The following is a 24,937-nucleotide window of genomic DNA, read 5'->3' on the forward strand; positions in this document are numbered from 1 at the left end:
TGTGCACCTCGCCTTAAATAGGTTTATGGGATGAATGGGCTGAAAGGAATCCTGAATGAGCCTGCTGCTCATCAAGGACAAACCTCTTCCTCAGCGGCTGGTGCCGGTGCTGGTGCCTGAACCGTTTCCGCTGGAGCAGCTGCTGGTGCGCTGACCGTGGATGCAGGTGCAGAAGACGATGTTTTCGGTTGAGAAGACTCAACTACCGGAGCCGGGGTCGCTTTAACTACCTCTGTTGTAGAGAAGGTTATAGCTTTTTTGGAAGGTGTCTCTGTTGCTTTTGCTACAGGAGTGGCGGTTTCCTTAGGCTGTTCAGATACAACAGGAGCTGCGGTCGGCTGAACGGCTTTAGCGGTTACGTTTGCTTTTGGAGCAGTCGTAGGCGCAGCAGTTGGCGCAGGCGTTGCCGCGCTGGTTTGCGGTTTAACAGATGCAGATACCGTTGTTGCAGCTGTTGCCGTCTTAGCGGTGTCCGCAGCCGGGGATGCGGTTGCTTTAGGCTGAGCTGCGCCCGCTTCTGGAGCTGCTGAAGCAACAACCTTCGCCGCAGAATCAACAGCTGCTGGGGCCGCAGTAGCTTCTGCCGTGACTGTCTCTGCTGCTGGAGCCGAAGCTTCCGGCTGGACAGCTTCTGTTACAGGAGCTGCAGTAGCTTCTGCCTGAACAACAACTGCTGCCGCAGAAGTAGCTACTGGTAAAGCTGCTGCGGTTACTGCTGTATTACTACTCTCTTGAATGGGTGCTGCCTCTGCTGTTTTTTTGTTAGCGGATACCGCGGCATACGTCAATGCGGAGAAGACGATAGCGGCGGCAACCAAAGAGATCGAAAGCTTTTTCATATGTGTACCATCCTTTTCAAATAAAATAAGAGACCCCTTCATTACATTCTTGTACCTTAAATCCGTAACTCTCCCTTCTCTAAAGTTAAAAAAAAGAGACTCAACGGGACGCAATTTACGCGTCTTTCGTTGAATCTCCGGCTGTCCAGTCGATTCCAATTGGCTTGTGATTAAGTTCCATATTATTCATGCCATAGTGCCTTGTCAATCAATTTTTATTTTTCACATGGTTTTTATCGGAATTAATTATTTTTAACATATAATTACATTGACTTTACTATAAATTCTATATAGATTGATCTCAATAGGATTAATCACATTAAAAAACTAGGTTTAAGGGGGTATTGATAGTGAACATAGATAACAACTTATTATCCGCCATCGAAACGAACTGGTATGGATTTGTTGCTTCCATATTTGTGTTTGCAATTTTGTTTCTACTGGCACGTAAACGAATTGGATTTGGAACCCGGGTACTCATCGGACTTGGCATCGGACTTATTGCCGGTATATTCTTTCAGTACTTCGATTTAGAGACCAAAGCTATTAGCACATTCGGCAGCATTTATGTCAGCTTGATCCGTATGCTCGTCATTCCTTTAGTATTCGTACTCGTATTAAACAGTATTTCTTCCTTAACCAATCTGGAGTATCTACGCAAAATCGGGATCAAAACCTTCGCCTGGTTCCTCGGAACAACTGGCATCGCTTCTATTATCGGCCTATCCGTTGCGCTGCTGTTCAATCCCGGCCAAGGTATACAACAAGATGTACCCGCAGATTTTGCAGCCCGGGAAATCCCGACCTTCTCCCAGGTTATCCTCGATCTCGTTCCATCTAATCCTGTTAATGAAGCAGCTACGGGTAAGGTTGTGCCTCTACTCATTTTCGCCATCTTCCTAGCAGTAGCTATAATCAAGATTGGCTCCAAGAAACCGGAAGCCGTCAAGCCTGTACGTGATCTTATTGAATCCCTGACACTGATACTGCATCAGGTTGTGAAATTCATTATTCGCCTGACCCCTTATGGCGTATTCGCACTGATTGCCGGAATCACCGCACGTTATGGCTGGGAGACGTTGCAGGAGCTAGGCAGTGTAATTATAACCTCGTACGTAGCAATGATTATACATTTTGTACTTATCTTTGGCGGATTGGTTCTATTAGTAGCGAAGGTGAATCCAATTCGTTTCTTCCGCAAAGTGTACCCAACCATTACCGTTGCCTTCACAACCAGAAGCAGCTACGCAACCCTTCCGGTCAATCTCGAAGTGATTACGAAGCGGCTTCATGTCTCCCCGCGGATCGCGAGCTTTATTGCACCGTTAGGGGCATCTGTGAACTTTAATGCGTGCGGTGGGATTTGGCCAGCTATTGTGGCTGTATTTACCGCCCAAGTATTCGGTATTGATCTGAACTGGACCGACTATATTACACTGGTATTAGTAAGTATTATTTCTTCCATTGGTGTAGCTGGCGTGCCTGGACCTGCCGTAATCTCCACCACGGTAGTCTTAACTGCTCTCGGCCTGCCGCTTGAAGGAATCGCTATCGTTGCAGGTGTTGAGGCGCTCATCGATATGGGCCGTACCGCTGTAAACGCAACTGGAACAGCTGTAACAGCTCTGTTAGTAGCTAATTCCGAAGGTGAATTTGACCGCGAAGCGTTTAATAGCAATGATGACGATGATATTCTCTTGAGCACCGTTTAAAAGCTGAGACTGTAAAAACCTCCGGAAGCTGCGTAAAGCAGAGCGCCCGGAGGTTTTTTTGCATAGATTCATATTGGATTCATCTTCTTATAGCATACTAATTCTTTCCCGCTTTTTAGCAGAAGCTAAACAAGTCTCGATCAATTGTATGCCCAGCACTGCATCCTCAGGTGCAAATAATTTTTTTCCTGTAAATACTGCGGCGGCAAAATCATCGACCTCCCGTGTATAGGGATTCGCCCCGGTGGCATCAACCCGTCTTACCCCTTCTCCCGTATGCACAAAAAATTCGGCATCCTCATCTCTAGCATTAAAAGGCATAGGCACTTCAATCATTCCATCGGTCCCCAGAATCTCTAACAGCTGGCGGTTATATGCCCACATCCCGCAATCAAAAATCAGGCTTAGCCCCTTCGGAAACTCTACCAGCCCTGAAGCCATCATATCTACATTGTCATGCTCCGGAGAGAACATAGCCTGTACTGTCACGGCTTCCGGCTCAGCTCCGAACAGCAGTCGTGCTGCACTTAGCGGATAACAGCCGATATCATAAAGAGAGCCGCCGCCCCAAGCGGATTTAAAGCGAATATTAGAGGTATCTGTAGCGTCATTATAAGTAAAAGTGCCTCGAATGGAGCGTAATTCGCCAATTTCACCGCTAGAGATAATCTCTTGCAATTCCGCAATCCGAGGATGATGCCGATACATATAAGCTTCTGCCAAATGGACTCCAGCATCATTACAAGCTTTTACCATCTCAGCCGCTTCTTCACTGTTCAGCGCGATCGGTTTCTCACATAAGATATGTTTGCCAGCTTCCGCCGCACGGATTACCCATTCCCGATGGAGGTGATTTGGCAGTGGAATATACACTGCATCAATATCCTTATCCGCCAGTAATTCCTCATAGCTGCCGTAAGCTTTATCTATTCCGAACTCTGTGGCTACAGCGCTGCTTTTTTCTAAACCGCGACTGGCTACCGCTGTGATCATTCCCGTCTCCGAATCCATTATAGCCGGCATCACTGAACCTGTCGCAATCTGCGCGCAGCCCATGATTCCCCAGCGAAGTTTTTGCACCATCGTTGCTAACCTTCTTCCTTATAGATTACTTACTATACTTAAAGCCACCTTATCATAGAATGAAACGTTTCTCTAACAGAAAGAAGCCTGCAAATTGCAAAAAAACAGTGCCAAAAGGAGCTCCAACCCCGATAGACACTGCTTTTTTATAAAATATGAATGTTTATATTAGTGCATTTAACAGCACAGCCGCACCCAGCACAACTATACGCGCAAGGTTCATCAATACGAAGTTTTTGACGGCAAGAATAAAGGTACTCGCCTTCTCCTGTTTCTCTGTGAACAAGGCAATATTTCGGCGCAGCGGGATCAGCGTAAGTAGAATCAACAGAACCAGAATAGGGTTAATCCCTAAGATCAGCAGCACTACAAGATCCAGATAAGAGACATAGTAGAGATATTTAAAAAGCACAAGCGCATTGCGGCGGCCAATGTACACCGGAAGCGTATACCTTCGATTCTCCACATCCTCATCAATATCACAAATATTATTAGCGAGCATAATCCCTGCGATCCCCAAAATAGCGGGCACGGAAAACCAGAAAAGGTACAGCACTTCCACGATGTTGATATTCAAGCTGACCCAGCCGTTCTGGAGCAGCAGTGAAACCACATGCTCATCCGTATGGATATAGGCAGAGATAAAAATAATAACAAAGCCCATAAACAAACCGGAGAACAGCTCACCTAACGGCATCCGCGAGATGGGAATCGGCCCGAACGAATAAAGTATACCGATCAAGAACGACAGTCCACCCAGCAAAAAGACCAGCAAACCCGTCTGAGTGACAAGCGCAATCCCGCCCCCTGCTGCCAGCGCCAGCAAAATCACAATCGTCGCCACGACGGTGCGCTCTTTTAGCTTAAAATGAACAATCGCATTATGCGTCTCGTAGCCGTAGCCGTGGGTTTTAGAAGCTTTTTTGAAATCGTAATAGTTGTTAATCGCCGTCGTCGCCATATCGAAGCTAAGCAAAGACACGAACATCAATCCAAAACGCAGTACGTAAAAATCCTCAAACCGGTACAGGGCGTACAACGTTCCCATTAGAAACGGAATAATACTGGCTACCTTCGTCGGCAGCTCCACAAATCTTAGAAAGCTTTTAATATTCACACCATACACCCTTATCTGTCAAATGAGCCTGCGAGGCATTACTGTTCAGTTGTTGTAACCGTCACTGGGGACCATTCTGCAATAACTGTTTGTCCATGTACAGACACACTGCCTTCAGGACTCAGATCCTTCTCTGTCATAATTCCGAGCGCTACAGTGAAGTTATTGAATTTAAGCGGAATATTTTTCTCGCGGCGTACTTCCTTGCCGTTCAAATAGAATACAGCCTCATCATTGCCACGGTGATAGGTAATACGGTACGTATTGAATTCCCGTGGTTTGAAATCCGTATCTTCTTTAAAGATGCAGAAGTATTTCGTTCCAGTGCTTTCTGGTACTTGTACACCCGGGAACGGCAAAATACCATATACACTAGCGTATTTATCATTTCCCGCGAAGAAATCAAGCGCAGCGCCTGTCGTGAAATCCAGCAGGTTTAGCGATACATATCCATCATACAGATCTCCAGGTGCAGTTCCTTGTGTACGGCAACGAATTTGCAGCTCAATGCTAATCTCTCCTGCTTCCGGAATCTCCACTGGCTTGGCTGAATAATACATGTGCTTGGCATTGTCCAGAATTTGCACTTGATGATTCTCGCGAGATAACTTCGCACGCACATACAGGGTGTCATTACGAACGATAACTACAGCCTCCGGCTCACGGTAAGCCCAAAATGATCCGTCAGGCAGTGTAAATCCACCCGTCTTCCAGACCTTTCCTTCTTCTAAAATGGAGTGGAAATCCCCAAGAACCATGCGATTGCCTTTAACTTGTTGTTCTTCTGCCATCAATACCTTGTCCTTCTTTTCCATGAAAGCTCACTCCTTCTGTAGTCCATCTATTAGTATCAGATCAAGCCTTGAATTAATAAAGTTATTGCCATTACTACTCCGCAGCGTACGGAGGCCTTTTGTGAAGCACCCATCAGCGGGATATAAGCCGGTGAAGCATTATGTTGCTTGAGACTACTGTAAATGCGCAGCGGCCAGAAAGCTGTAACCAGCGCCAGCAGTGCGTAAACAGGAAGTACACCCAACAGCACACAGACTATCACCGAAGCGTAGCCAGTGAAAAGAAGTACACGTGAGAATACAAGTGCCTTTTGTTCTCCCCATACTACAACAAGCGTAAGCTTACCCGCCTGCTCATCTGCTTTCCAATGTAGAAAATGGTGATTAAACAACAATAATGTAGTTAAAAATCCGACAGGCAGCGAGAGAATTACAGGCTTCATGCTAAACTGACCGGTTTGTACGAAATAGGAGCCTAATACAGGCATAATCCCAAAAGCAATAAAAATGGCCATCTCACTATAACCTTTGCCGCGATAGCCATAACGCAGTGGCGGAGCCACATAGAAATAAGCGATTAAAGCACCAACAAGTACAAACCAGAGGATATTCCAACCGCTATATATACTAAGAATCCCACCACAGATAAGGGCAATCGCCAGCATACTCCAGGTCATCCTTGCATAAAAAGACTCCGAGAGGATCCCACCTGTCAGTAGCCCGGAGTTTGTGCTGATTTCACCAGCGGAATTCTTTGCTTCTGTATCGGTTCCGTTGCGGAAGTCCCACAGATCATTCACCATATTGGAGAACAAATGCGCCGAAATCGCCCCTATTAATGTAAGAATAAATAAAACCGGATGGAATGTCCCTTCCCATACATATGCCCCAACGGTCCCCAAAACAATCGGGATGAGCATAACAGAAAAACTCCAAAACCGGGTCGCCTTGGTAAATAATGTCCATTTGTTCACTTCAAGCTTACCGCCTTTTTCATATGATTTGATAATAATTATCACTGACTATTATACATCAATTTTCGATAGATTGTGAAGATTATCACTGCATATAATGTCTATTCTTGACATAATACTTCCGTTTGTTTGGTCAAGTAACTTGATAATGGAAGATAAAAATGTAAACAATTCCTTATTTCACGCAGGACCCCTATTTTACGACAAAAAATGAGTGTTGTTTTATAGGCAAGCACATACCGATATGATATGATAGGCAAGCCTATGAACAGCGCCCCTTACGGGCTGTTTTTAAGAGCGTAAAACTATATATAATAATGGAGGCTTTTACTGTCATGTCAGCGCAATCCCCTAACACCCAATCTGTCAAAATCGTCACTGCCGACCCTAGCGCCATCGGGCTATTCGGACTGGCTATTGTCACATTGGTCGCTTCTTCACAGAAGCTTGAATTTACAACAGGACTTAGCTATGTTATTCCTTGGGCTATCTTCCTGGGAGCATTCGCGCAGCTATTCGCCGCCATTCAGGATGCTAAGCACAACAATACCTTTGGTATGACCGCCTTTGGCGCCTACGCTTTCTTTTGGTTCGGCATGGCTAGCAGCTGGCTGATCAAGCTTGGCGTATTTGGTCCAACGCTTGCGGAGGCTGTAGATCCTAAGCAGCTCGGATTTGTATTTTTGGGTTACTTGATCTTCACACTCTTTATGACGATTGGTGCCGTTGAGGCAAATAGAGTTCTGCTTATCATTTTTGTATTGATAGATTTTCTTTTTATCGGACTAACCTTTGATTCCTTTGGGATCGCTCCAGAATTCTTCCATAAGCTTGCTGCTTGTGCTGAGCTTGGTATTGGTATTGTGTCCCTTTACGGATGTGGAGCATCCGTGCTAAACGCTCATTTCGGCCGTAGCTTCTTACCAATTGGAGCTCCGCTGGGCATCTTCAAAAAATAGAAATTGTTCTGATCTGAAACTAATACTTTTGCAAGCCGAAAGGATGCTGAGACTATGCATGTCCTGTCCTCTTCTGAATTAGCGGTAACTGCTATTTTCGCCCTTATTCTCGCAGTTATTGCCTATCTGATCATTCGGAATATCCCGAAGATGGTTGGCGATATTGCGGCTTTTCGCAAAAGAACACTGGTTTGGACCCAAGTTTCACTGGTACTAACGGTGCTTCAATTAAATTTCAAGGCAGGCGATTGGCGCTTTTCTATCGTCCTTGGACTCATCGTGTTATTTACCGGAGCTATTTGGCTGTCCGCCCGTTATTACGACATCAGTCGCAATGCAGATCCAGAATCTAAAGATCCTGAAGTACATTAGTAAATCTCAAGCTCCCGAAAGGGGGCTTTTTTTTATAATTTCAGAAAGCTTCTTCGCATAGTTCTCCCCACCACAACCATACTAATGACATTCTAATAAAAGTAACGGGAGGATTATCAGGGTGAGCAAAAAAATCAATCTGCTAATGTTCAGTGGGGAATACGACAAAGCGATGGCTGGACTGATCCTAGCGAATGCCGCAAGAGATATCGATGTCGAGGTTACTATGTTTTTTTCATTCTGGGGTCTATTTTTGGTGCGTGATCCGGAGAAAATGACCCTTGAGGACAAGAGTATCTACGAGAAGCTGATGGATGTTATTACACCGAAGGGCCCTGGGCAGCTGCCGCTCTCTCATCTGAACTTTAGCGGGCTGGGACGAATGATGCTGGAGGAAATGATGGAGGAACAAGGCGCACCGAAGCTGATTCATTTTCTAAAAGGGGCTCGTAAAAAAAACATCAAATTCTATGCCTGCAAGCTTTCTGTGGAGATCATGGGCTTTAAGCCCGAGGAACTGCTGCCAGAGGTCGAAATTATCGATGCTGCGGCATATTTAAAAGATGCTTTAGAAAGTGATGTACAGTTATTTATTTAAAGTCTGACTAGGCTTTAACCCAATTCCCCATGCAGGCATATACTGTTGCCATAGAAACTACTGGCACGCCGAAAATACACCCCATTAACTTAGCACTGACGGCGTACGGGCTGGAGGGAATATCCGTGCTAAACATCATCCACGCCTCTTCTGCAGAGACGCCCGCTTCATTACAAGACCATTTTGATACTTTTCGTGGTCACACCATCGGCATTCGGCATCAGATCACCACCCCATATGGCAGACAACCGCTTCTGTATGCCGATTGGACCGCAAGCGGGCGCCTATATGAACCGATCGAACGCAAGTTGCAGGAAGCCTTCGGTCCCTACGTCAGCAATCCACATACAGATTCCAACACCACCGGACTAATCATGACGCAGGCTTATAATGAAGCTCGCCAAATCATTAAGAACCATGTAAATGCCGGCCCTCAGGATGTACTGCTCTTCTGCGGCAATGGAACAACAGGAGCCGTGAACAAGCTGCAGCGTATCATGGGATTAAGGCTCCCGGAATGGCTACAGGAACATAATAACCGCGCGCTGGAAGATCGCCCCGTTATCTTCACCAGCCATATGGAGCATCATTCCAATATTCTTCCTTGGCAGGAGGGGCTTGGTGACGTCGTTACCATTCCCGCCGGAAAGGACGGAAATATTGACCCCCAGCAGCTTGAAGACCAGCTGCGATTATACCCCAATCGCCGTTTCAAGATTGGTTCATTTACAGCTTGTTCTAATGTGACTGGAATTCAGACGCCTTACGCAAAGCTAGCGGCTGCTATGCATCGTCATGGGGGCGTGTGTTTTGTGGATTTTGCCGCCAGTGCTCCCTACGTGCCTATCAATATGCACCCACCTTCCCCATTGGAGAAGCTTGATGCGATCTTTTTTTCTCCGCATAAATTTCTGGGTGGGCCGGGCACAAACGGCGTTCTAATCTTTGATGAAGCGCTGAACAATGGACGTATTCCTGACGAACCGGGTGGAGGTACAGTAGCCTGGGTCAACCCTTGGGGAGGACGCCGCTACACTAATGCGATTGAGATGCGGGAAGACGGGGGAACACCGGGGTTTTTACAGGCTTTTCGCACGGCACTTTGCGTGAAGCTGAAGGAGCAGATGAATGGAAACGGTCAATATATGGTGATGAGAGAGCACGAGCTGTGTCAGCAATTATTGGCAGGACTCAGCGACATACCGGAGTGCTCACTGCTGGCCGGAGATCATACAGAACGTCATGGAATCGTCTCTTTTACACTGCGCGATATTCATTACAACCTTGCTGTCCAGCTGTTGAATGACCGTTTCGGCATACAAGCTCGAGGCGGCTGCTCTTGTGCAGGTCCATATGGACATTACCTGCTCGGATTAGGGTGGACGCAATCCGCTCAGATTGCCGGAGCAATCATGAGCGGCGACCAATCCTTCAGACCAGGGTGGATTCGCATCTCTCTACATCCCATTATGACTAATCAGGAAGTAGAGAGAATTGTATCCGCTGTAAGGAGTATTGCGACCCATGTCCAGCAATGGAAGCAGGACTATCTTTACGATACTTCCACGAACAGCTGGAATCATATCTACGTGAAGCATTCACCCGAGATGAAGCTCCAAGAACTCTTCACCGTGTAACATTCTAACTTATCACACGTTGCCCTTCACCATGTCCAAATCGGCAGCACTGGCATTGGAGATGACTTGTTCTACATTTTTGCAGCCCGGAATTACACTGGTTACTGCGGAATGCTGGAGGCACCAAGCCAAAGCCCACTGCGCCATATCCAGACCTGATGGCACTTCATTGGCAGCAATTTCTGCTACTGCGCGCAGCTGCTTTTGTCTTACATCCTCTTTATGGTTCGCTCGCACATCACCCTGAGCAAAAATCGCATCTGGCTTATACTTGCCGCTCAAATAACCACTGGCTAACGGAACGCGAGCTAACACACCTAATTGATGCTCGATGCACAGCGGAAGAATCTCTTCTTCAGGTTGACGATCCAGCCGATTATATACTACTTGTATGGCCTCTGCCTGCACATCCGCTGCCGCAGAGGTCTGATGCACCCCCGAGCCCGATGCACTGATCGACACGCCTAAATGACGGATTTTACCGGCTTGCTTCTGTCTGTCGAGCATACTCCACAGCTTATCATTATCGAACTGCTCATCCGTTCCGGAATGGAATTGATAGAGGTCGACATACTCTGTTTGGAGTGCGCGCAGGGAGTCGTCCAGCTGCTTAAGCACATCCTCAGCACGCCATAGCTGTTCCCGCTGCAAATGCCCTTGAAAATGATGGCCAAATTTCGTAGCTACAACCCAGTCCTCGCGTTTGCGGCGCGCCAGATAGTCCCCGATGAACTTCTCCGACAAGTGATCTCCGTAACATTCTGCCGTATCAATCAGGTTAATCCCCAGCTCCCCAGCCTTATCCAGCATGGCATCGACTTCAGCCTGAGTGAAATCCTTGCCCCACTCTCCGCCAAACTGCCAAGTCCCTAGGCCAATCACCGAGACATTCATTCCTGTACTGCCAAGCTTACGATATTTCATCATCATTTCCTCCTTTATTCTATTTAGATTTAGGAATTCAAGTTAATTCTGACACTATACTAAGCTATCTTGTTCCCATCCTGTGCTGTTCTAGCAAAACGCGCTTCGATGGCTTTGACTCCCCATAACGACAGCCCGATAAACAACAGAACATAGATAATCTCCCACGGCTGGCGAATGAAGCGTTCCAGATCATTGCCAATGTATGAAACTGCGAATACCATAATCGCTTTACCCACCGTAAGCGCAAGAAGATACGAACGGAACCTCATCCCGGCAAGCCCTGCTGCCATATTAATCACAACAAAAGGTCCTACCGGAAATATACTAAGCAGAAAAACATAGCTGAATCCGCTTTGCCGCACCCATGTCATGCTTTTGGCTACTTTGGGCCGCGCTGCCCATTTTCGTAAATAACGATGGGAGGCTACTTTGCGGATAATCCAAAAGGTAGTCACACAGCCTGCAACCAGACCGATCCAAGAATACAAAAAACCTAACCATAAACCATATACGGCCCCATTTAACCCTACGATCGCAATAGTTGGTAGTGGTGGTATAAATGATTTCATAAACGTTAACGCAATGCCCGGAAAGGGCCCAAACGAACGATATTGTTCCAGCAGATGCCGCAGATTATCCTCTGTCAGCCAAGACATAATATCAAGAAAATACATAACCAGCTGATCTCCTCATCCGATTGGAATTCTTAACACTTGGTCTCAATTATACACGAAGTTGCGTTCATTCCTACAGTGCATAAGGTTATGATCATTCATTCAGAAACGTTGGATCTACAAACTACCACCGAGCAGGACTTAGCGTTCGTTCTAGCCATTGAACAAAGTGAGCTTAATCGTGCCTATATCGGACAATGGAGTAAAGAGGAGCACTCTACGGCTATCCATGATCCAGATATCCTGCACCTTACAAATTGGGAGAGCTCCGGGAAAAGAGTCGGCTATATCATCGTAACAGGACTTCAAGATACTCATCTTATCGTTCGTATCAAAAAAGAATCGTGATCCATTCCAAGGGCTTTGGTTATAGCAAACTGTCGCTTCATCTCGTGAGCGACTGGATCTTCCAGCACACGAGACGCATCGGCTATGGTTGGATGTTAGAGATCACAACCACAGGGCTCGCCATGTCTATGAAAGCTGCGGCTTTACACTGGAAGGCACTCTACGTGACTGTATAAAGGTTGAGGGACATTTTGAATCTCTGCATATCATGTCCATATTACGGCATGAGTATATAGAGCGTGAGCAGCAGCAGAAGAAGAAATAGATTAGGGAAATCCTCCCTGATTTTTGGTCTTTCAGGTGCCTATAACTGCAAATCAGGCAAAAATTCCCTAATATTCAGCGAATTTGCGCAAAATCGGCATATTTCAGTGATTTTTAGGGAGGGTTTCCCTAAAACGTCTATTTTGGGACCCTAATCAGCTACTTTTTAGGGAGGATTTCCCCAAAAAGTATATTCCGAGACGATAATCGGCTATTTTCAGGTAGGTTATCTCCTCGCACCCTTTCATGGGCACAATAAAAAGCCGAGCGGCAAGCTCCCTATCCTACGTGGGCTCACTACTCAGCTTTCAATTCCATTCCCTTCAAACCTCTCCACTGTAACAACCCGCCTGCTCACCTTCCGCCCTCAACCCCTCAACCACAAGGGTTGTCAAGTACTTACGGGCATCCGCTGTGAGTAGTAACAGCTCTACCGAGCTTTTAGCCGGCTCCCCTCTGACAAACTTTATTCGGGCACCGTCCAAATCCTCTTGGATGCCGGCAATCGTATATCCTTTAAAAAGCAGCCCATCAATCTCCTGCTGTTCTTTGGCATATTCCGCAAAAGCAGACATTAGACTACACCTCCGCTGATTTCTGCCTTAGAAGGAAGAGGAGCCTCCGCTGCAAAACGTTTGCGTTTCAAATATTTTCCCGAACCTGCTTTACCGACAAATTGTTTGTCACGAATAACAAATTCACCTCGACTGAGAACAGAAACAGGCTCTCCCTTCACTTCAAAGCCCTCAAACGCATTATAATCTACGTTCATATGGTGCGTGTCCGCAGAAAGGGTTCTTTCTACAGAAGGATCAAAAATGACCAGATCAGCGTCACTACCTACTGCGACCGTGCCTTTTTGCGGATACAAGCCAAACAGCTTGGCGCTAGAGGTAGCAATAATGTCTACGAATTTGTTCAATGAGATCCGGCCTTTCTGCACACCTTCCGAATATAGAATCGTAAACCGGTCCTCGATGGTCGGCCCACCGTTCGGGATTTTGGAGAAATCGCCAAGCCCCAGATCCTTTTGTCCTTTGAAATCAAACGAGCACTGGTCGGAGCCAATCGTCTGCAAGCTGCCGCTCCATAGCGCATCCCACAGAACATCCTGATTCCACTGCTCACGCAGGGGCGGAGACCACACGTATTTGGCACCTTCGAAATTAGGCTTTTCCAGCGCCGTCTGATCCAGCACTAAATACTGTGGACAAGTCTCACCGTATACGCGCAGTCCCTTTTTACGCGCTTCAGCAATCTTCCAAGCGGCTTCCGCACAGGTCACGTGTACAACATACAGCTGAGAATCTGTCAGTTCGGTTAGATAAGCTGCGCGTCCCGTAGCTTCACCCTCCAGCTCCGGCGGGCGGGTCAGCGCATGAAAGATCGGATCAGTGTTGCCTGCGGCCAAGGCCTGCTCAACAAGATATTCAATGACATCTCCATTCTCCGCATGCACCATAACGAGCGCACCTTCTTTTTTCGCGGCTTGAAGGGTCTTAAAAAGTGTGCCGTCATCCGCCTGAAAAGTATTCTTATAAGCCATAAATACTTTGAGCGAGGTAATGCCTTCATTCTCAATTATCTCCGGAAGCTCACCTAGTACTTTATCGTTTAATTCTGAGACCATAAGGTGGAAGCTGTAATCAATCACCGCTTTATCCTGCGACTTATGATGCCATGTATCTACGGCTTGCTGTAGCGGTTGTCCTTTGGTGGTTAAGCAAAAATCAATGACTGTGGTCGTTCCGCCATATGCAGCCGCAATGGTTCCCGTCTCAAAATCATCAGCTGTAACCGTGCCGCCAAAAGGCATATCCAGATGCGTATGAGGATCAATGCCTCCAGGAAAAACATAACACCCCGAGGCATCTATAATTTCCGCACCAGGGACATCCAAATGAAGGCCAATCTCCGTAATAACCCCGTTTTCAATCATCACATCGCCTGTATAAGTATCTGCTGCGGTAACGATGATGCCATTTTTAATAATCTTTTTCATCCTTACACCACCTCCACTTCCGAATAGGTGCCATTCAAACTCCCGATCACTTTCTGCCGCTGGTTCCAGGTCAGTGGGGCTGCCCCGGTATCGACTGGAACCATATCGATCGCGCCGTCTGCTGGACAGACAATAGAACAAAGATTACAACCTACACAATCTTCCTCGCGGACCTGTAGAATAGCTTTCCCATCTGCATTAGTTAACATATCAATACATTGATGCGAAGCATCTTCGCAGGCAATATGGCATTTATTACAGTTGATGCAGTTGTTCTCATTAATACGGGCAACGACCTTATAGTTGAGATCCAGATCACCCCAGTTGGAGTAACGGGATACCGATTTACCGATTAACTCTGTTACGGAAGCCAAACCTTTGTCATCCAAATAGTTGTTCAGGCCATCGATCATTTCCTCCACAATCCGGAAGCCATGATGCATGACCGCTGTACATACTTGAATGCCCGTAGCACCCATCAGCATGAATTCAACAACATCCTGCCAGGTCGAAATCCCTCCAATACCGGAGATAGGAATGCCGACTCCCCGGTCACGGGCACACTCGGCCACCATACTAAGCGCAATTGGTTTCACAGCCGGCCCGCAGTAACCGCCATGCGCACCCTGACCTCCAACATTCGGAATGGTGTTCCAGCTATGAATATCTACACCAGCAAGACTGTTGATCGTGTTGATCATACTAATCGCGTCCGCTCCACCCTTAACCGCATGGCGGGCAACGACGGTGATATCCGTAATATTAGGCGTCAGCTTCACAATCACCGGGGTCGTCGCAACTTCTTTTACCCAGGTGGTCTGTGCCTGCACCAGATCAGGCTGCTGCCCCGAAGCAGCGCCCATTCCACGCTCAGCCATCCCGTGCGGACAGCCAAAGTTAAGCTCCAGACCGTCTACACCCACATCCTCTACCCGCTTAACAATCTCATGCCATTTATGCTGCGTTGGTTCTACCATCAGGGAGGCTATAATCGCATGATTCGGGAATCTTTTTTTCGTTTCATAGATTTCCTTCAGATTAACTTCAAGTGGACGGTCGGTGATCAGTTCAATATTGTTAAAGCCCGCAACCCGTTGCCCATTGAAATTTACTGCCGCAAAACGCGATGAGGTATTAATGATCGGATCGCCGAGCGTCTTCCACACCGCCCCGCCCCAACCTGCTTCAAAGGCCCGCTGCACTTGATAACCTGTATTCGTAGGCGGCGCGGAGGCCAGCCAGAACGGATTCGGTGATTTGATTCCTGCGAGATTAATACTTAAATCTGCCATTGATGTTCCCTCCCTGTCATGTAAAATCCAATATGATTTCTACGCTCAGCCGGCAGATCTAACAACGACCTCCTGCTGGCCTGAGAATTGTTTAACAATCGCATGGGCTGCATCTTTTCCCTGCTGTGCCGCTGATACAACCATGGCCTCGCCTTTACCTGAACCAAATATGATGTCCCCAGCGGCATAAATCTGCGGATCGGAGGTTTGGCAGGTGACCTCATTCACCCTCACAACCCCACGGTCATGCATAAGACCTAAGGAATCTATTAGATCCAGACGACGCTTTTGACCAATAGCTATTACAACTGCATCTACAGGAATCAAGAACTCAGAACCCTCGATCGGCATAGGTATTGGACGCCCATCTTTGCCCAGCTCCTCCGTCAGCTTCATCTGCACACATTCCAGTGCAGTTACATTCCCAAGCCCATCACCCACGATACGTTTCGGTAAGGTAAGCCAGTTGAACTCCACACCTTCCTGCTTCGCAAATTCATATTCAAAGTCATAAGCCGTCATCTCTTCGCGGGTCCGGCGGTAGACCATTTTCACATTGGTGGCTCCCAGCCGCACTGAGCAAGTCGCTGCATCAATAGCCGTATTCCCTGCACCAATGACAGCGACCCGCTGACCCATCAGCTCTAGTAGAGGAATGCCCGTCTTAGTGGATTCTACGAGCGCAATGGCATCATAAACTCCAGCCATTTTTTCACCTTCAATCCCTATTGGAGGCACATAACCCATACCCGCTGCCAAAACGATGGCATCATAATTCGACTTCAGCTCATCTACAGAAACATCTACTCCGACTTTCACACCTGTACGTATTTCCACACCCAGCTTCTCTACCTGCTCTACTTCCCAAAGAGATACAGACTGCGGGAGCCGAAACGATACAATCCCATGTGTATCCAGCCCACCCGCTAACGCCTTCGCTTCGTAGATCACAACAGCAAAACCTTCACGGGCGAGTTCCCTAGCCGCTGACAATCCCGCAGGACCACCGCCGATAACGGCTACCTTTTTCCCATTAGGAATGCCAGCCTTAAATAATTGAACTCCGCTGTTTATCGCCCAATCTGTCGCATAACGCTGCAGCAGTCCGATTTGGATCGGCGCCGAGGCATCATTTAACACACAGGCGCCTTCACACAGCTCATCTGTAGGACAAACACGAGCACAGCTGGCACCCACAGGATTGGAATCCATAATCGTCTGTGCCGAGCCTTTCAGATTGTCAGTGGCGATCCGTTTGATAAAGGAGGGAATATTAATGCTGGTCGGACATGCTTTTATACATGGGGCATCGTAGCAATATAGACAGCGATTGGACTCATCCATGGCACCTTTATGGGTCAGAGGCGGCTCAGCCTCGGCGAAATTACGCATGAACATATCAGGTGTAAATGCTGTTAACGGAGAAGAATGCTCCATCACTAGTCCCTCCTTATGGGTAATTTTTCATATTTGTGTTATATAATATAACATTATTTCAAGTTTTGTCTGAATATTTTGCTTACATCTTTTAATTATTGTAGTAATATAAGCTTTAACAGAAATTATCTCTCAACGTTCTCCCTGATTAGGTTATATATACTGACATCCGTTAATCAAACTATAGTCATTTCGAATTTTCGTTGCATTAGACACTTTGTCTAATTTCAAAACTGTATTTTTTACGAGTGAGAATAGGCTGAGAATAACAGGGCATTAACCGAAGGCCAGAGCGCAGAAGATCGAGGGGGAGTAACTATGGACTGGGAGCTTGTATTAACCATTCGTGACGCTTTAAAAAGACCACTATTCGCAGAAGCCGAGGTGATCGGCGGGAAAAGCGGCCTAAGCCGTGCCATTCGCTGGGTGCATGTGCTGGAAAGTGCCAACTTCGAGACTCTGATTCATGGCGAAGAAATGATTTTGACTACGGGGATTGGTGCAAGTGTCGATCTCCCTTCCTCCTTGGAGTTTATGCAGAACCTGATCGATAAAAATGCAGCTTGCCTATGTATTGAGTTAGGTACGTATTTCAGCACCATCCCGCAAGAGATGATCGACTTAGCCGACAGGCATGACTTTCCGCTAATCATCTTCACCCGCACGGTTCGTTTCGTAGATATCACGTTGGATCTTCATTCGATTATCATCAACCGGCATCACCGGATGCTCCAAGAACTTGAAAAAATCTCACGTGAATTCCACCGTCTGACCTTAACTTCACAAGGAACGCTGAAAGTGCTGCAATTATTGTGCAAAAGCACCCGCACACAAATTGTCTATATGCAGCTGCAAGGCAAACCCTTATTTTTTCCGGCACTTCCGCCGGAAGAGCAGGCTCCATTGCTGAATTTTTTCACCGCCTTCGGCGACGAGCTGGAAGGAATTCAACCTGACGCTGCCCCCTATATCCGGGAATATGGACAGAAGACCATCGCGCTCAAGCCTGTAGGTGCGTTGGATCAGACCTGGGCTTACATTCTGATGGTATGCAATCACAAACCACAGGAATTCGACTGTCTGCTGCTGGATTCCGCCTCTTTGTCCATCGCTCAGGAGCTGCTGCGAACCCGGTATATGGAGGAGCGCAAGCTTTTTTCAGAAAATCTATGGGTCGACGAGCTGATCAATGGCCGCATCGAAGATGATAACCGCTTAAAGGGCCTGATAGGCTCTAATTTCAATGTGGTCAACGAGCTCCCTTACCGTGTATGCCTTATAGAGATCAAGAACCCCAGAGATGTAAAATGGAACAGCTCGGAGAACGAATGGGAGTCCATCACCTTCCACCTTTCGCTCATCCTGCGTTCCATCTTTGAGAAATATTCTTTACGTCCGCTGATCACCCTTAAGAACAATCGCCTCACCGTCATCGCCCTCGACATCCAATCAAAAACGCCTGGCAAAATGCGACTTCAACAAGCACTTGAGGCCCTGCAGAACATCCGCTCCGATGAGAAACTCAAGGATTTGCAGCTCGTCATTGGAGTCAGTAAATCACATAAGCGCCTAAAACGAGCCTATTCCGGTTATCAGGAAGCCCTACAGGCATTGTCGTTATACTCCTGTTACCAGAAGTCACTGCTCTTCTATGAAGAGCTGGGTGTATTCCAGTTGCTGTTGAGCTTAAATGACGGAAAAACGTTGCAGAACTTCATTCGCAGTTATCTCGGCCCGCTAATCGACCACGACCAAACCAAAGGCAGCGAGCTGCTGCTTACCCTTCGTGTTTATCTGGATCATGATGGCTCCAAACAAATTGCCGCTCGAAACTTATTCATTGTCAGACAGTCACTTTATTATCGCCTGGACAAAATAACAGAGCTACTGGGTGAAGACTTCATGCAGCCAGAGAATCGGATCTCCATTCAAGTCGCCCTGCGCGCTTACCAATTTCTATATCCAGACAAAATCACTTTACCTAGCCCCCGTTCAGCACAGATTTAAAGGTATCGATAATAAATTCTATATCTTCATCCGTGGAGGATAACGGCGGGGCGAAGGTAAGCACATTGTTGAACCCAGCTACGGTATCGCCATTTTTGCCGATGATAAGCCCCTTGGACTTACATTCGGCAATAATTCCTTTCACAATATTCAGATCAACCGGCTTCTTACTGACCTTGTCTTCAACCAGCTCAACCCCTGTCACCAAACCAAAGCTGCGGACATCACCTACAAGCTTGTGATCAAGCAGCTCGGTAAATTCTGTATTTATTCTTTTACCTAAAAGATCCGCACGTTCCACCAGCTTCTCCTGCTCGATAATCTCCAGATTACGCAGCGCCAGCGCACAGGAGGCAGGGTTGCCACCAAAAGTATTCACATGGCGAAAATGGCCATAGTCATCGCTATTGTCCTTAAATACCTCATAGATATCCTTACGAACAGCAGTCGCGGATAAAGGAAGATAAGCGCTAGTCAGTCCCTTAGCCATCGTTACGATGTCAGGTTTCACATTAAAGTTGTGATGACCAAACTTACGTCCAGAACGTCCGAATCCACAAATCACCTCATCCATAATGAGCAACACACCGTGCTTACGGCAGATTTCCTGCACCCGATCCAAATAAACCTGATGCGGTACAATGACGCCACCACCCGTAATTACAGGCTCCATAATCACCGCAGCTACCGTCTCCACGCCTTCCCAGATGATCATATCCTCTATGGACTGTGCACACTGGAGGTTGAATTCTTCCACAGTCATCCCGGCCGGGCGGCGATAGCTGTCCGGGGGAGCTACATGCAGAAACCCACCCGCCAGCGGTTCATATTTATATTTGCGCTGGGCCTGGCCTGTTGCAGATAATGCACCCAGCGAACTGCCGTGATATCCACGATAACGGGCAATGAATTTATGGCGATAATGCTGGCCGATTTGCTGCTGGTACTGGCGTGCCATTTTGAAAGCAGCCTCATTGGCTTCCGATCCACTATTGGAAAAGAAGATCACGTAGTCGTCTCCGAGCCATTCATTCAGCTTCTCCGCCAGCGCAATCGCCGGGAGATGACTTTGTGTCAGAGGAAAATAAGGCAGGGTCAGCAACTGATTGTAAGCAGCTTCCGCCAGCTCCTTGCGCCCGTATCCCACATTTACACACCATAAGCCAGACATCCCATCCAAAAATCGATTGCCCTGTATATCGGTAATCCACGACCCACTCGCCGAGGCGGCAATCATAGGCGGATTCTTTTCACTATAAGGCGTAATGTTGTGCCATAAATATTCCTGATCCTTCTTCACCGCAAGCTCGCTATCGTTCCCCAGACTCTGCATAACATTTTCTCCTCTCAGCAGCTCATTTTCTCTAATAACGGGCAGTGATCATCTTTTTACGCGTATAGAACTCCACCCCATCACGCCCATTGGCATGCAGGTCTCCATAGAACGATTTCTTATAACCCGAGAAGGGGAAAAATGCCATGGGCGCAGGCACGCCCAGATTCACACCCAACATCCCTGCATCAATTTCTTCCCGAAATTCACGAACCGCCTTTGCGCTGTCTGTATAAATACAAGCCCCATTCGCGAATGGGGACTGATTCGTTACCCCAATCGCTTCACTCAGACTTTTCACACGAATCACTGACAATACCGGTGCAAAAATCTCATCCTTCCAGATGGTCATTCCCGGCTGTACATGATCAAATATCGTCGGCCCGATAAAATAACCCGCACCACCCGTAGCAGCATCCTTCCGCCCGTCTCTCACAAGCTTGGCCGCCTCAGCTTCACCAGTCTCAATGTAATAAAGCGTCCGCTCCTTATTCGACTGGCGAATTACCGGACCCAAAAACACCCCGTCATCGGCGCCATTACCAATCTTAAGCTCATCCGCAGCCGCAGCCAGACGGTTCACTAGCTCGTCAGCGATATCCTCATGAACCACTACGACCGAGCAAGCCATACACCGCTCACCTGCCGAGCCAAAGGAGGCCGCAATGATATTTTTGACCGCATTGTCCAGCTCCGCATCAGGCAGCACAATCGAGTGATTCTTAGCGCCTGCCAATGCCTGAACCCGCTTCCCTTGCGCCGTCCCTGCCTTATATACATATTCCGCAACCGGCTGCGAACCCACGAACGAAATCGCCTTCACTTCATCATGCTCCAGCAGCCCATTCACAACCTCGTGTGCCCCATGTACCACATTCAGCACGCCAGGCGGGAAACCCGCTTCGGCAAATAGCTCGGCTAACCGATTAACCAGTAACGGCGTACGCTCGGAAGGCTTTAGCACAAAGGTATTTCCACAAGCAATGGCAAGCGGAAACATCCAGCAAGGAACCATCATCGGAAAGTTAAACGGGGCAATTCCCCCGATAACCCCCAATGGATAGCGGTACATCCCGGATTCAATTCCGGTAGCAATGTCCGGGAGCTGGCTGCCCATCATCAACGTGGGGATGCCTGCGGCAAATTCCACACACTCAATTCCACGCTGCACCTCACCTTGCGCCTCTTCCAGACTTTTGCCATTCTCCAGCGTGATCAGCTCGGCCAGCTCATGCCAATGCTTCACCAGCAGCTGTTGATATTGGAAAAAGTAGCGGGCACGACGCGGCACAGCGACCCTTTTCCACACTTGAAATGCCACTGCAGCCGCATCTACCGCCGCACCCAGCTCTTCCCTACTGGAAATAGGCACATAGGCAATCACTTCACCCGTCGCCGGATTATATACCTCTTCATCTCGCCCGGACGACGATTCTACCCAAGCTCCATTCACATAATTCTTAACTCTTTCAGCCTGCGTTACTAGGAGAGACATAGCTCGCACCTCTTTCTCTGTTTCAAATGCACTGATGGACTGCTGATTATAATAGATGACCGCCAGATCAGGCGGCCATCCACTGTAACATTTGAGCTCAACTGGTTATTTTGCCGCCATTTCTACGATTTCGTTCGTGTAAGCCTCATCTACCTTAACCGGTTCTTTAATGACACCAAATTTAAGCGAAATATCAGCGGTTTGCTGGAACGCCGCCACATCGGTATATCCCATCTTGGCACTGTCAAAGCCTTCAGGCAGAATCAGCTTGGCAACCTCAGTCATCATTGTCAGTTGATGTTCCTTCGTTGTACTGCCGTCTTCCGCTTGTTTCATCACACTGTCCACGGCGGCTGCAGGATCAGCAATTGCATCTTTCCAGCCCTTCAGGGAGGCACGCACAAACTTTGCCGCAGTCTCTTTGTTCTCCGCAAGCCATTCCTTATTGGCGAACAAGTTATCCTCAAGCATCGCAACGCCTTCCGTATTCATGTCGATGACATTCAGATCCTCAGCCTTAATGCCTGACTCCAACACTACTTGGTACTCGTTATAGGTCATCGCTGAGGCCGCATCGATCTGATCGCCCAAGAACTGATCCATCGTGAACCCTTGCTTCGTAAAGCTCAGATCCTTATTCGGATCGAACTTATATTTATCGAATAACGCTAATAGTTCAAACTCGTTGCCGCCCATCCAGTTGCCTACTTTTTTACCCTTAAGATCAGCAGCTGAGTTGATGCCCGCCGATTTTTTGGAAACCAGGACCAATCCGCTCTTTTGATAGATTTGCGCGATCTGCACCAGCGGCATTCCCTCTTCAAGACTCGGCAGCAAGCTGGCTACCCAACCCACACCGATATCTGCGGAGCCGCCTGCCACTTGCTGTTCCGGAACGATATCAGGCCCACCCGGCAGAATTTCTACATCCAAGCCTTCTTCCTTGTAATATCCTTTATCCTGCGCCACAAAATACCCAGCGAATTGTGCCTGCGGCACCCATTTCAGCTGTAGCTTCACTGTAACCGGATCAGCAGCCGGTTCAGTAGCAGCACTTGCGTCAGGAGCTGCTGATGCTTCAGGGGCAGTCGTAGCTTCAGCTGCCGAGTTATTATTGTTGCCACCGCAACCCGCCATTAAAGAAACACTCAACATCATCACGATTGCCAACAAACCACCACGAAATTTGCGTTTTTTCCCGTTCATCAACCGAACTCCCCCTATCGTAATTTAAGTTTGTAACAAGCACAGTATGGACAAGCATCGTGGTGCGTTTATGCATACAGCCGCGGGCGGTTTCTCTTTTCCATTCCCACTATGGCCGGATGTAATGAGGGTGAGATTAAGTACGCTGCGAAGGATGCCACTTAATGAATACTTTCTCCAGCCGCTCAACCACTAAATAGAAGAGCACGCCTGCAATTGCAGCCAGCACAATACAGGACCAGCCCAGTGGCATTTTGGCAACTTTAATGGAATTGGAGAGCAGATATCCAAGCCCTTTTGAGGAGAAAAAGAATTCCCCAACAATGGCGCCAATCATACTGGCAGTAGCATTAATCTTCAGTGCTGTAAATACATAGGGCAGACTGCTCTGAATCCGCAGATAACGGAACACTGCCGGTTTACCTGCCGCATAAGAATGCATCAGATCCAGCGCCAATGGATCAATCGCCGCCATGCCCTTATAGGCGTTGATCGCCATCGCTGCCATGGTAGTTGCTGTTACTATGGCAATTCGTGAGCCTATCCCATCTCCAAACCACAGATTCATGATGGGCGCGAGGGCGACGATGGGCACAGCATTTAGGGCGGCAACCAGCGTCAAGCTTCCACTCCCCCAGCGCGGCCAAGCCGTAGCGACTAAAGCGATCAGGAAGCCGATAGCAGAACCAACCAACATTCCCAGCACAGCTTCAGCAAGAGTGTACCCGGTATAGGACAACAACAAGCTGAAATTATCTCGCATGGTTTCGGCGATAGCTGTAGGCAGCGGGAGTTGATATTTTTTCAGATCAAAGATCTTATGAAAGAATTGAAATTCCCATAGTGCAAGAAATAACAGACCTGCCAGTACAGGCAGCAGCACCCCTGCACTAAATATCCTCTTCAGCATTCGTGAGCCGCCTCGACTCGCCGTACCTTCCGCAGGTTTCGGAACGGCTACAGCATTCTTTTGTGTAGCCGTTAGCGCCGGCTGAGCCATTTCTTTACCAGTAGAGCCTATAAACGTGGTCTCCCGAACGGAGTTAGTTTCCATTAGCGGCTGCCTCCTTTCGGACGATATTCAGGCTGCCAAGGCGTTACCAGACGTTCTATCAGACTGATTAACCAGTAGCTTACGATCCCCAGCAAGGCACCCACAATCACCGTAGACCAGAACATATAGGTGTGAGAGCTTCCATAATAGAGATTGCGCAGCATAATTACACCAATGCCATGCTGGGCACCCATAAGCTCCACCAGAATAGCTCCAGTCACAGCAAGTGGGGCAGCTATCTTAAGTCCACCGAACAAACCCGGCAAAGCCGCTGGGAATCTGAGCTTCCAATAGACCGCCCAAGGTTTAGCCGCGTAAGAATGCATCAATTCGAGCGCTGATGGATCTACACTCCGCAAGCCGCGCAGCATGTTCAGAGCCACCGGGAAAAAGGTGATATATCCCGAAATAATAATCCGCGAGGTCTGCTCATCGCGCACAATCCCGTAGATGATGGGTGCCAACCCCAGAATCGGAATCATCTGCGAGGCAATAGCATAAGGAAAAGTTAATTGCTCTATTGTCTTCGACAAGCTCATCAGCACCGCCAATGAGGCACCTGCTACCGCTCCAATCAGGAAGCCAACGCCAGCATTACCGAAGGTCGCAGCCCCCTCCTTCAAGAGCGTGCCTCCATACTGCCATAAGGTAGCTAACACCTCATGAACATATGGCAGCTTGGACTGTGCTAACGGCGTCTCCACCACATGGAGCAACATCCAGGAAGTCCCTTCCCAGACTAGCAGCAGGCCAAAAATCCAGACGAACAACGGCAGCAGACGACCTCGCACAAAGATACTGCCCCCTTTCATC

The 24,937-nt window shown here is 47.9% G+C and carries 24 protein-coding genes; 8 read left to right on the forward strand and 16 right to left on the reverse strand.

The window, feature by feature from the left end; genetic code table 11:
- Nucleotides 1-71: 71 nt before the first annotated feature.
- Nucleotides 72-839 (reverse strand): hypothetical protein, encoded by a 768-nt coding sequence (locus NYE35_RS29570; protein ID WP_341122346.1) that lies wholly within the window; start codon nucleotides 837-839, stop codon nucleotides 72-74.
- A 356-nt stretch (nucleotides 840-1,195) separates the two neighbouring features.
- On the opposite strand from NYE35_RS29570, the gene NYE35_RS29575 reads away from it, so the two are divergent.
- A complete protein-coding gene (locus NYE35_RS29575; protein WP_036682429.1) occupies nucleotides 1,196-2,551 on the forward strand; it encodes a dicarboxylate/amino acid:cation symporter in 1,356 nt (451 codons plus the stop codon).
- 87 nt (nucleotides 2,552-2,638) lie between these two features.
- Here the strand turns inward: NYE35_RS29575 and NYE35_RS29580 are convergent, their stop codons facing one another.
- The 4 genes from NYE35_RS29580 to NYE35_RS29595 all read right to left on the reverse strand — a co-directional run bounded on the left by NYE35_RS29580 (nucleotide 2,639) and on the right by NYE35_RS29595 (nucleotide 6,519).
- Nucleotides 2,639-3,634, reverse strand: a complete 996-nt coding sequence (locus NYE35_RS29580; RefSeq protein ID WP_341122347.1) for a Gfo/Idh/MocA family protein — start codon at nucleotides 3,632-3,634, stop codon at nucleotides 2,639-2,641.
- Nucleotides 3,635-3,797: 163 nt separating this feature from the next.
- The gene (gene menA, locus NYE35_RS29585) at nucleotides 3,798-4,751 is read right to left on the reverse strand and encodes a 1,4-dihydroxy-2-naphthoate polyprenyltransferase (protein WP_036682041.1); all 954 of its coding nucleotides are present in this window, start codon (nucleotides 4,749-4,751) and stop codon (nucleotides 3,798-3,800) included.
- A gap of 38 nt (nucleotides 4,752-4,789) precedes the next feature.
- A complete protein-coding gene (locus NYE35_RS29590; RefSeq protein ID WP_249267652.1) occupies nucleotides 4,790-5,566 on the reverse strand; it encodes a DUF6081 family protein in 777 nt (258 codons plus the stop codon).
- A gap of 35 nt (nucleotides 5,567-5,601) precedes the next feature.
- Nucleotides 5,602-6,519: a prenyltransferase gene (locus NYE35_RS29595; protein WP_036682043.1), complete on the reverse strand. Its 918-nt coding sequence runs from the start codon at nucleotides 6,517-6,519 to the stop codon at nucleotides 5,602-5,604.
- A gap of 335 nt (nucleotides 6,520-6,854) precedes the next feature.
- Between NYE35_RS29595 and NYE35_RS29600 the strand changes: the two genes are divergently transcribed.
- The 4 genes from NYE35_RS29600 (at nucleotide 6,855) to NYE35_RS29615 (ending at nucleotide 10,085) form a co-directional block, all read left to right on the forward strand.
- Nucleotides 6,855-7,478, forward strand: a complete 624-nt coding sequence (locus NYE35_RS29600; protein WP_036682044.1) for an acetate uptake transporter — start codon at nucleotides 6,855-6,857, stop codon at nucleotides 7,476-7,478.
- 54 nt (nucleotides 7,479-7,532) lie between these two features.
- Nucleotides 7,533-7,850 carry a hypothetical protein gene (locus tag NYE35_RS29605; protein WP_051491217.1) on the forward strand — a complete coding sequence of 106 codons (318 nt, stop codon included), beginning with the start codon at nucleotides 7,533-7,535 and terminating at the stop codon, nucleotides 7,848-7,850.
- Between the two features lie 121 nt (nucleotides 7,851-7,971).
- On the forward strand, nucleotides 7,972-8,448 hold the full coding sequence (locus NYE35_RS29610; protein ID WP_036682046.1) for a DsrE/DsrF/DrsH-like family protein: 477 nt from the start codon (nucleotides 7,972-7,974) through the stop codon (nucleotides 8,446-8,448).
- Nucleotides 8,449-8,573: 125 nt separating this feature from the next.
- Nucleotides 8,574-10,085: an aminotransferase class V-fold PLP-dependent enzyme gene (locus tag NYE35_RS29615; RefSeq protein ID WP_036682047.1), complete on the forward strand. Its 1,512-nt coding sequence runs from the start codon at nucleotides 8,574-8,576 to the stop codon at nucleotides 10,083-10,085.
- Between the two features lie 12 nt (nucleotides 10,086-10,097).
- Here NYE35_RS29615 and NYE35_RS29620 read toward each other — a convergent pair whose 3' ends face one another.
- The gene (locus NYE35_RS29620) at nucleotides 10,098-11,009 is read right to left on the reverse strand and encodes an aldo/keto reductase (protein WP_036682049.1); all 912 of its coding nucleotides are present in this window, start codon (nucleotides 11,007-11,009) and stop codon (nucleotides 10,098-10,100) included.
- 59 nt (nucleotides 11,010-11,068) lie between these two features.
- Nucleotides 11,069-11,686, reverse strand: coding sequence for a TVP38/TMEM64 family protein (locus NYE35_RS29625; protein ID WP_036682051.1), 618 nt, complete (start codon nucleotides 11,684-11,686; stop codon nucleotides 11,069-11,071).
- 90 nt (nucleotides 11,687-11,776) lie between these two features.
- Between NYE35_RS29625 and NYE35_RS29630 the strand changes: the two genes are divergently transcribed.
- Nucleotides 11,777-12,034 carry a hypothetical protein gene (locus tag NYE35_RS29630; protein ID WP_341122348.1) on the forward strand — a complete coding sequence of 86 codons (258 nt, stop codon included), beginning with the start codon at nucleotides 11,777-11,779 and terminating at the stop codon, nucleotides 12,032-12,034.
- Between the two features lie 88 nt (nucleotides 12,035-12,122).
- The gene (locus NYE35_RS29635; RefSeq protein ID WP_256720259.1) at nucleotides 12,123-12,299 is read left to right on the forward strand and encodes a GNAT family N-acetyltransferase; all 177 of its coding nucleotides are present in this window, start codon (nucleotides 12,123-12,125) and stop codon (nucleotides 12,297-12,299) included.
- 322 nt (nucleotides 12,300-12,621) lie between these two features.
- On the opposite strand, the gene NYE35_RS29640 is transcribed toward NYE35_RS29635, so the two are convergent.
- From NYE35_RS29640 to NYE35_RS29655, 4 genes are read right to left on the reverse strand one after another with little or no spacing between them, the layout of a single operon-like run.
- The gene (locus tag NYE35_RS29640; RefSeq protein WP_341122349.1) at nucleotides 12,622-12,873 is read right to left on the reverse strand and encodes a hypothetical protein; all 252 of its coding nucleotides are present in this window, start codon (nucleotides 12,871-12,873) and stop codon (nucleotides 12,622-12,624) included.
- A complete protein-coding gene (hydA, locus tag NYE35_RS29645; protein ID WP_341122350.1) occupies nucleotides 12,873-14,300 on the reverse strand; it encodes a dihydropyrimidinase in 1,428 nt (475 codons plus the stop codon). The genes NYE35_RS29640 and hydA overlap by 1 nt, the downstream gene beginning before the upstream one ends.
- Before the next feature lie 2 nt (nucleotides 14,301-14,302).
- Nucleotides 14,303-15,592: an NAD-dependent dihydropyrimidine dehydrogenase subunit PreA gene (gene preA, locus NYE35_RS29650; RefSeq protein WP_076099706.1), complete on the reverse strand. Its 1,290-nt coding sequence runs from the start codon at nucleotides 15,590-15,592 to the stop codon at nucleotides 14,303-14,305.
- A 45-nt stretch (nucleotides 15,593-15,637) separates the two neighbouring features.
- Nucleotides 15,638-17,029 (reverse strand): NAD(P)-dependent oxidoreductase, encoded by a 1,392-nt coding sequence (locus NYE35_RS29655; RefSeq protein WP_341122351.1) that lies wholly within the window; start codon nucleotides 17,027-17,029, stop codon nucleotides 15,638-15,640.
- A 318-nt stretch (nucleotides 17,030-17,347) separates the two neighbouring features.
- Here NYE35_RS29655 and NYE35_RS29660 point away from each other — a divergent pair, with 318 nt between their 5' ends.
- Nucleotides 17,348-19,036 carry a PucR family transcriptional regulator gene (locus NYE35_RS29660; RefSeq protein ID WP_341122352.1) on the forward strand — a complete coding sequence of 563 codons (1,689 nt, stop codon included), beginning with the start codon at nucleotides 17,348-17,350 and terminating at the stop codon, nucleotides 19,034-19,036.
- Here NYE35_RS29660 and NYE35_RS29665 read toward each other — a convergent pair.
- The 5 genes from NYE35_RS29665 to NYE35_RS29685 all read right to left on the reverse strand — a co-directional run bounded on the left by NYE35_RS29665 (nucleotide 19,011) and on the right by NYE35_RS29685 (nucleotide 24,936).
- Entirely contained in the window at nucleotides 19,011-20,369 is a 1,359-nt protein-coding gene (locus NYE35_RS29665) for an aspartate aminotransferase family protein (protein ID WP_076105053.1), read from the reverse strand. The genes NYE35_RS29660 and NYE35_RS29665 overlap by 26 nt on opposite strands.
- Before the next feature lie 31 nt (nucleotides 20,370-20,400).
- On the reverse strand, nucleotides 20,401-21,864 hold the full coding sequence (locus NYE35_RS29670; protein ID WP_036682059.1) for a CoA-acylating methylmalonate-semialdehyde dehydrogenase: 1,464 nt from the start codon (nucleotides 21,862-21,864) through the stop codon (nucleotides 20,401-20,403).
- A 105-nt stretch (nucleotides 21,865-21,969) separates the two neighbouring features.
- The gene (locus NYE35_RS29675; protein ID WP_341122354.1) at nucleotides 21,970-23,070 is read right to left on the reverse strand and encodes an ABC transporter substrate-binding protein; all 1,101 of its coding nucleotides are present in this window, start codon (nucleotides 23,068-23,070) and stop codon (nucleotides 21,970-21,972) included.
- 136 nt (nucleotides 23,071-23,206) lie between these two features.
- Nucleotides 23,207-24,124, reverse strand: coding sequence for an ABC transporter permease (locus NYE35_RS29680; RefSeq protein ID WP_094900963.1), 918 nt, complete (start codon nucleotides 24,122-24,124; stop codon nucleotides 23,207-23,209).
- Complete coding sequence (locus tag NYE35_RS29685; RefSeq protein WP_051491222.1) at nucleotides 24,124-24,936, reverse strand: ABC transporter permease; 813 nt, start codon at nucleotides 24,934-24,936, stop codon at nucleotides 24,124-24,126. The genes NYE35_RS29680 and NYE35_RS29685 overlap by 1 nt, the downstream gene beginning before the upstream one ends.
- Nucleotide 24,937 lies beyond the last annotated feature (1 nt).

The sequence above is a fragment of the Paenibacillus sp. FSL L8-0494 genome (assembly GCF_038003695.1).
Lineage (GTDB): Bacteria > Bacillota > Bacilli > Paenibacillales > Paenibacillaceae > Paenibacillus_AQ > Paenibacillus_AQ odorifer.

Coding starts and splice junctions, on each gene's coding strand:
- NYE35_RS29570 (WP_341122346.1), bottom strand. CDS start 839: ATGAAAAAGCTTTCGATCTCTTTGGTTGCCGCCGCTATCGTCTTCTCC.
- NYE35_RS29580 (WP_341122347.1), bottom strand. CDS start 3,634: ATGGTGCAAAAACTTCGCTGGGGAATCATGGGCTGCGCGCAGATTGCG.
- NYE35_RS29590 (WP_249267652.1), bottom strand. CDS start 5,566: ATGGAAAAGAAGGACAAGGTATTGATGGCAGAAGAACAACAAGTTAAA.
- NYE35_RS29600 (WP_036682044.1), top strand. CDS start 6,855: ATGTCAGCGCAATCCCCTAACACCCAATCTGTCAAAATCGTCACTGCC.
- NYE35_RS29605 (WP_051491217.1), top strand. CDS start 7,533: ATGCATGTCCTGTCCTCTTCTGAATTAGCGGTAACTGCTATTTTCGCC.
- NYE35_RS29620 (WP_036682049.1), bottom strand. CDS start 11,009: ATGAAATATCGTAAGCTTGGCAGTACAGGAATGAATGTCTCGGTGATT.
- NYE35_RS29625 (WP_036682051.1), bottom strand. CDS start 11,686: ATGTATTTTCTTGATATTATGTCTTGGCTGACAGAGGATAATCTGCGG.
- NYE35_RS29630 (WP_341122348.1), top strand. CDS start 11,777: ATGATCATTCATTCAGAAACGTTGGATCTACAAACTACCACCGAGCAG.
- NYE35_RS29640 (WP_341122349.1), bottom strand. CDS start 12,873: ATGTCTGCTTTTGCGGAATATGCCAAAGAACAGCAGGAGATTGATGGG.
- hydA (WP_341122350.1), bottom strand. CDS start 14,300: ATGAAAAAGATTATTAAAAATGGCATCATCGTTACCGCAGCAGATACT.
- preA (WP_076099706.1), bottom strand. CDS start 15,592: ATGGCAGATTTAAGTATTAATCTCGCAGGAATCAAATCACCGAATCCG.
- NYE35_RS29655 (WP_341122351.1), bottom strand. CDS start 17,029: ATGGAGCATTCTTCTCCGTTAACAGCATTTACACCTGATATGTTCATG.
- NYE35_RS29660 (WP_341122352.1), top strand. CDS start 17,348: ATGGACTGGGAGCTTGTATTAACCATTCGTGACGCTTTAAAAAGACCA.
- NYE35_RS29665 (WP_076105053.1), bottom strand. CDS start 20,369: ATGCAGAGTCTGGGGAACGATAGCGAGCTTGCGGTGAAGAAGGATCAG.
- NYE35_RS29670 (WP_036682059.1), bottom strand. CDS start 21,864: ATGTCTCTCCTAGTAACGCAGGCTGAAAGAGTTAAGAATTATGTGAAT.
- NYE35_RS29675 (WP_341122354.1), bottom strand. CDS start 23,070: ATGAACGGGAAAAAACGCAAATTTCGTGGTGGTTTGTTGGCAATCGTG.
- NYE35_RS29680 (WP_094900963.1), bottom strand. CDS start 24,124: ATGGAAACTAACTCCGTTCGGGAGACCACGTTTATAGGCTCTACTGGT.
- NYE35_RS29685 (WP_051491222.1), bottom strand. CDS start 24,936: ATGAAAGGGGGCAGTATCTTTGTGCGAGGTCGTCTGCTGCCGTTGTTC.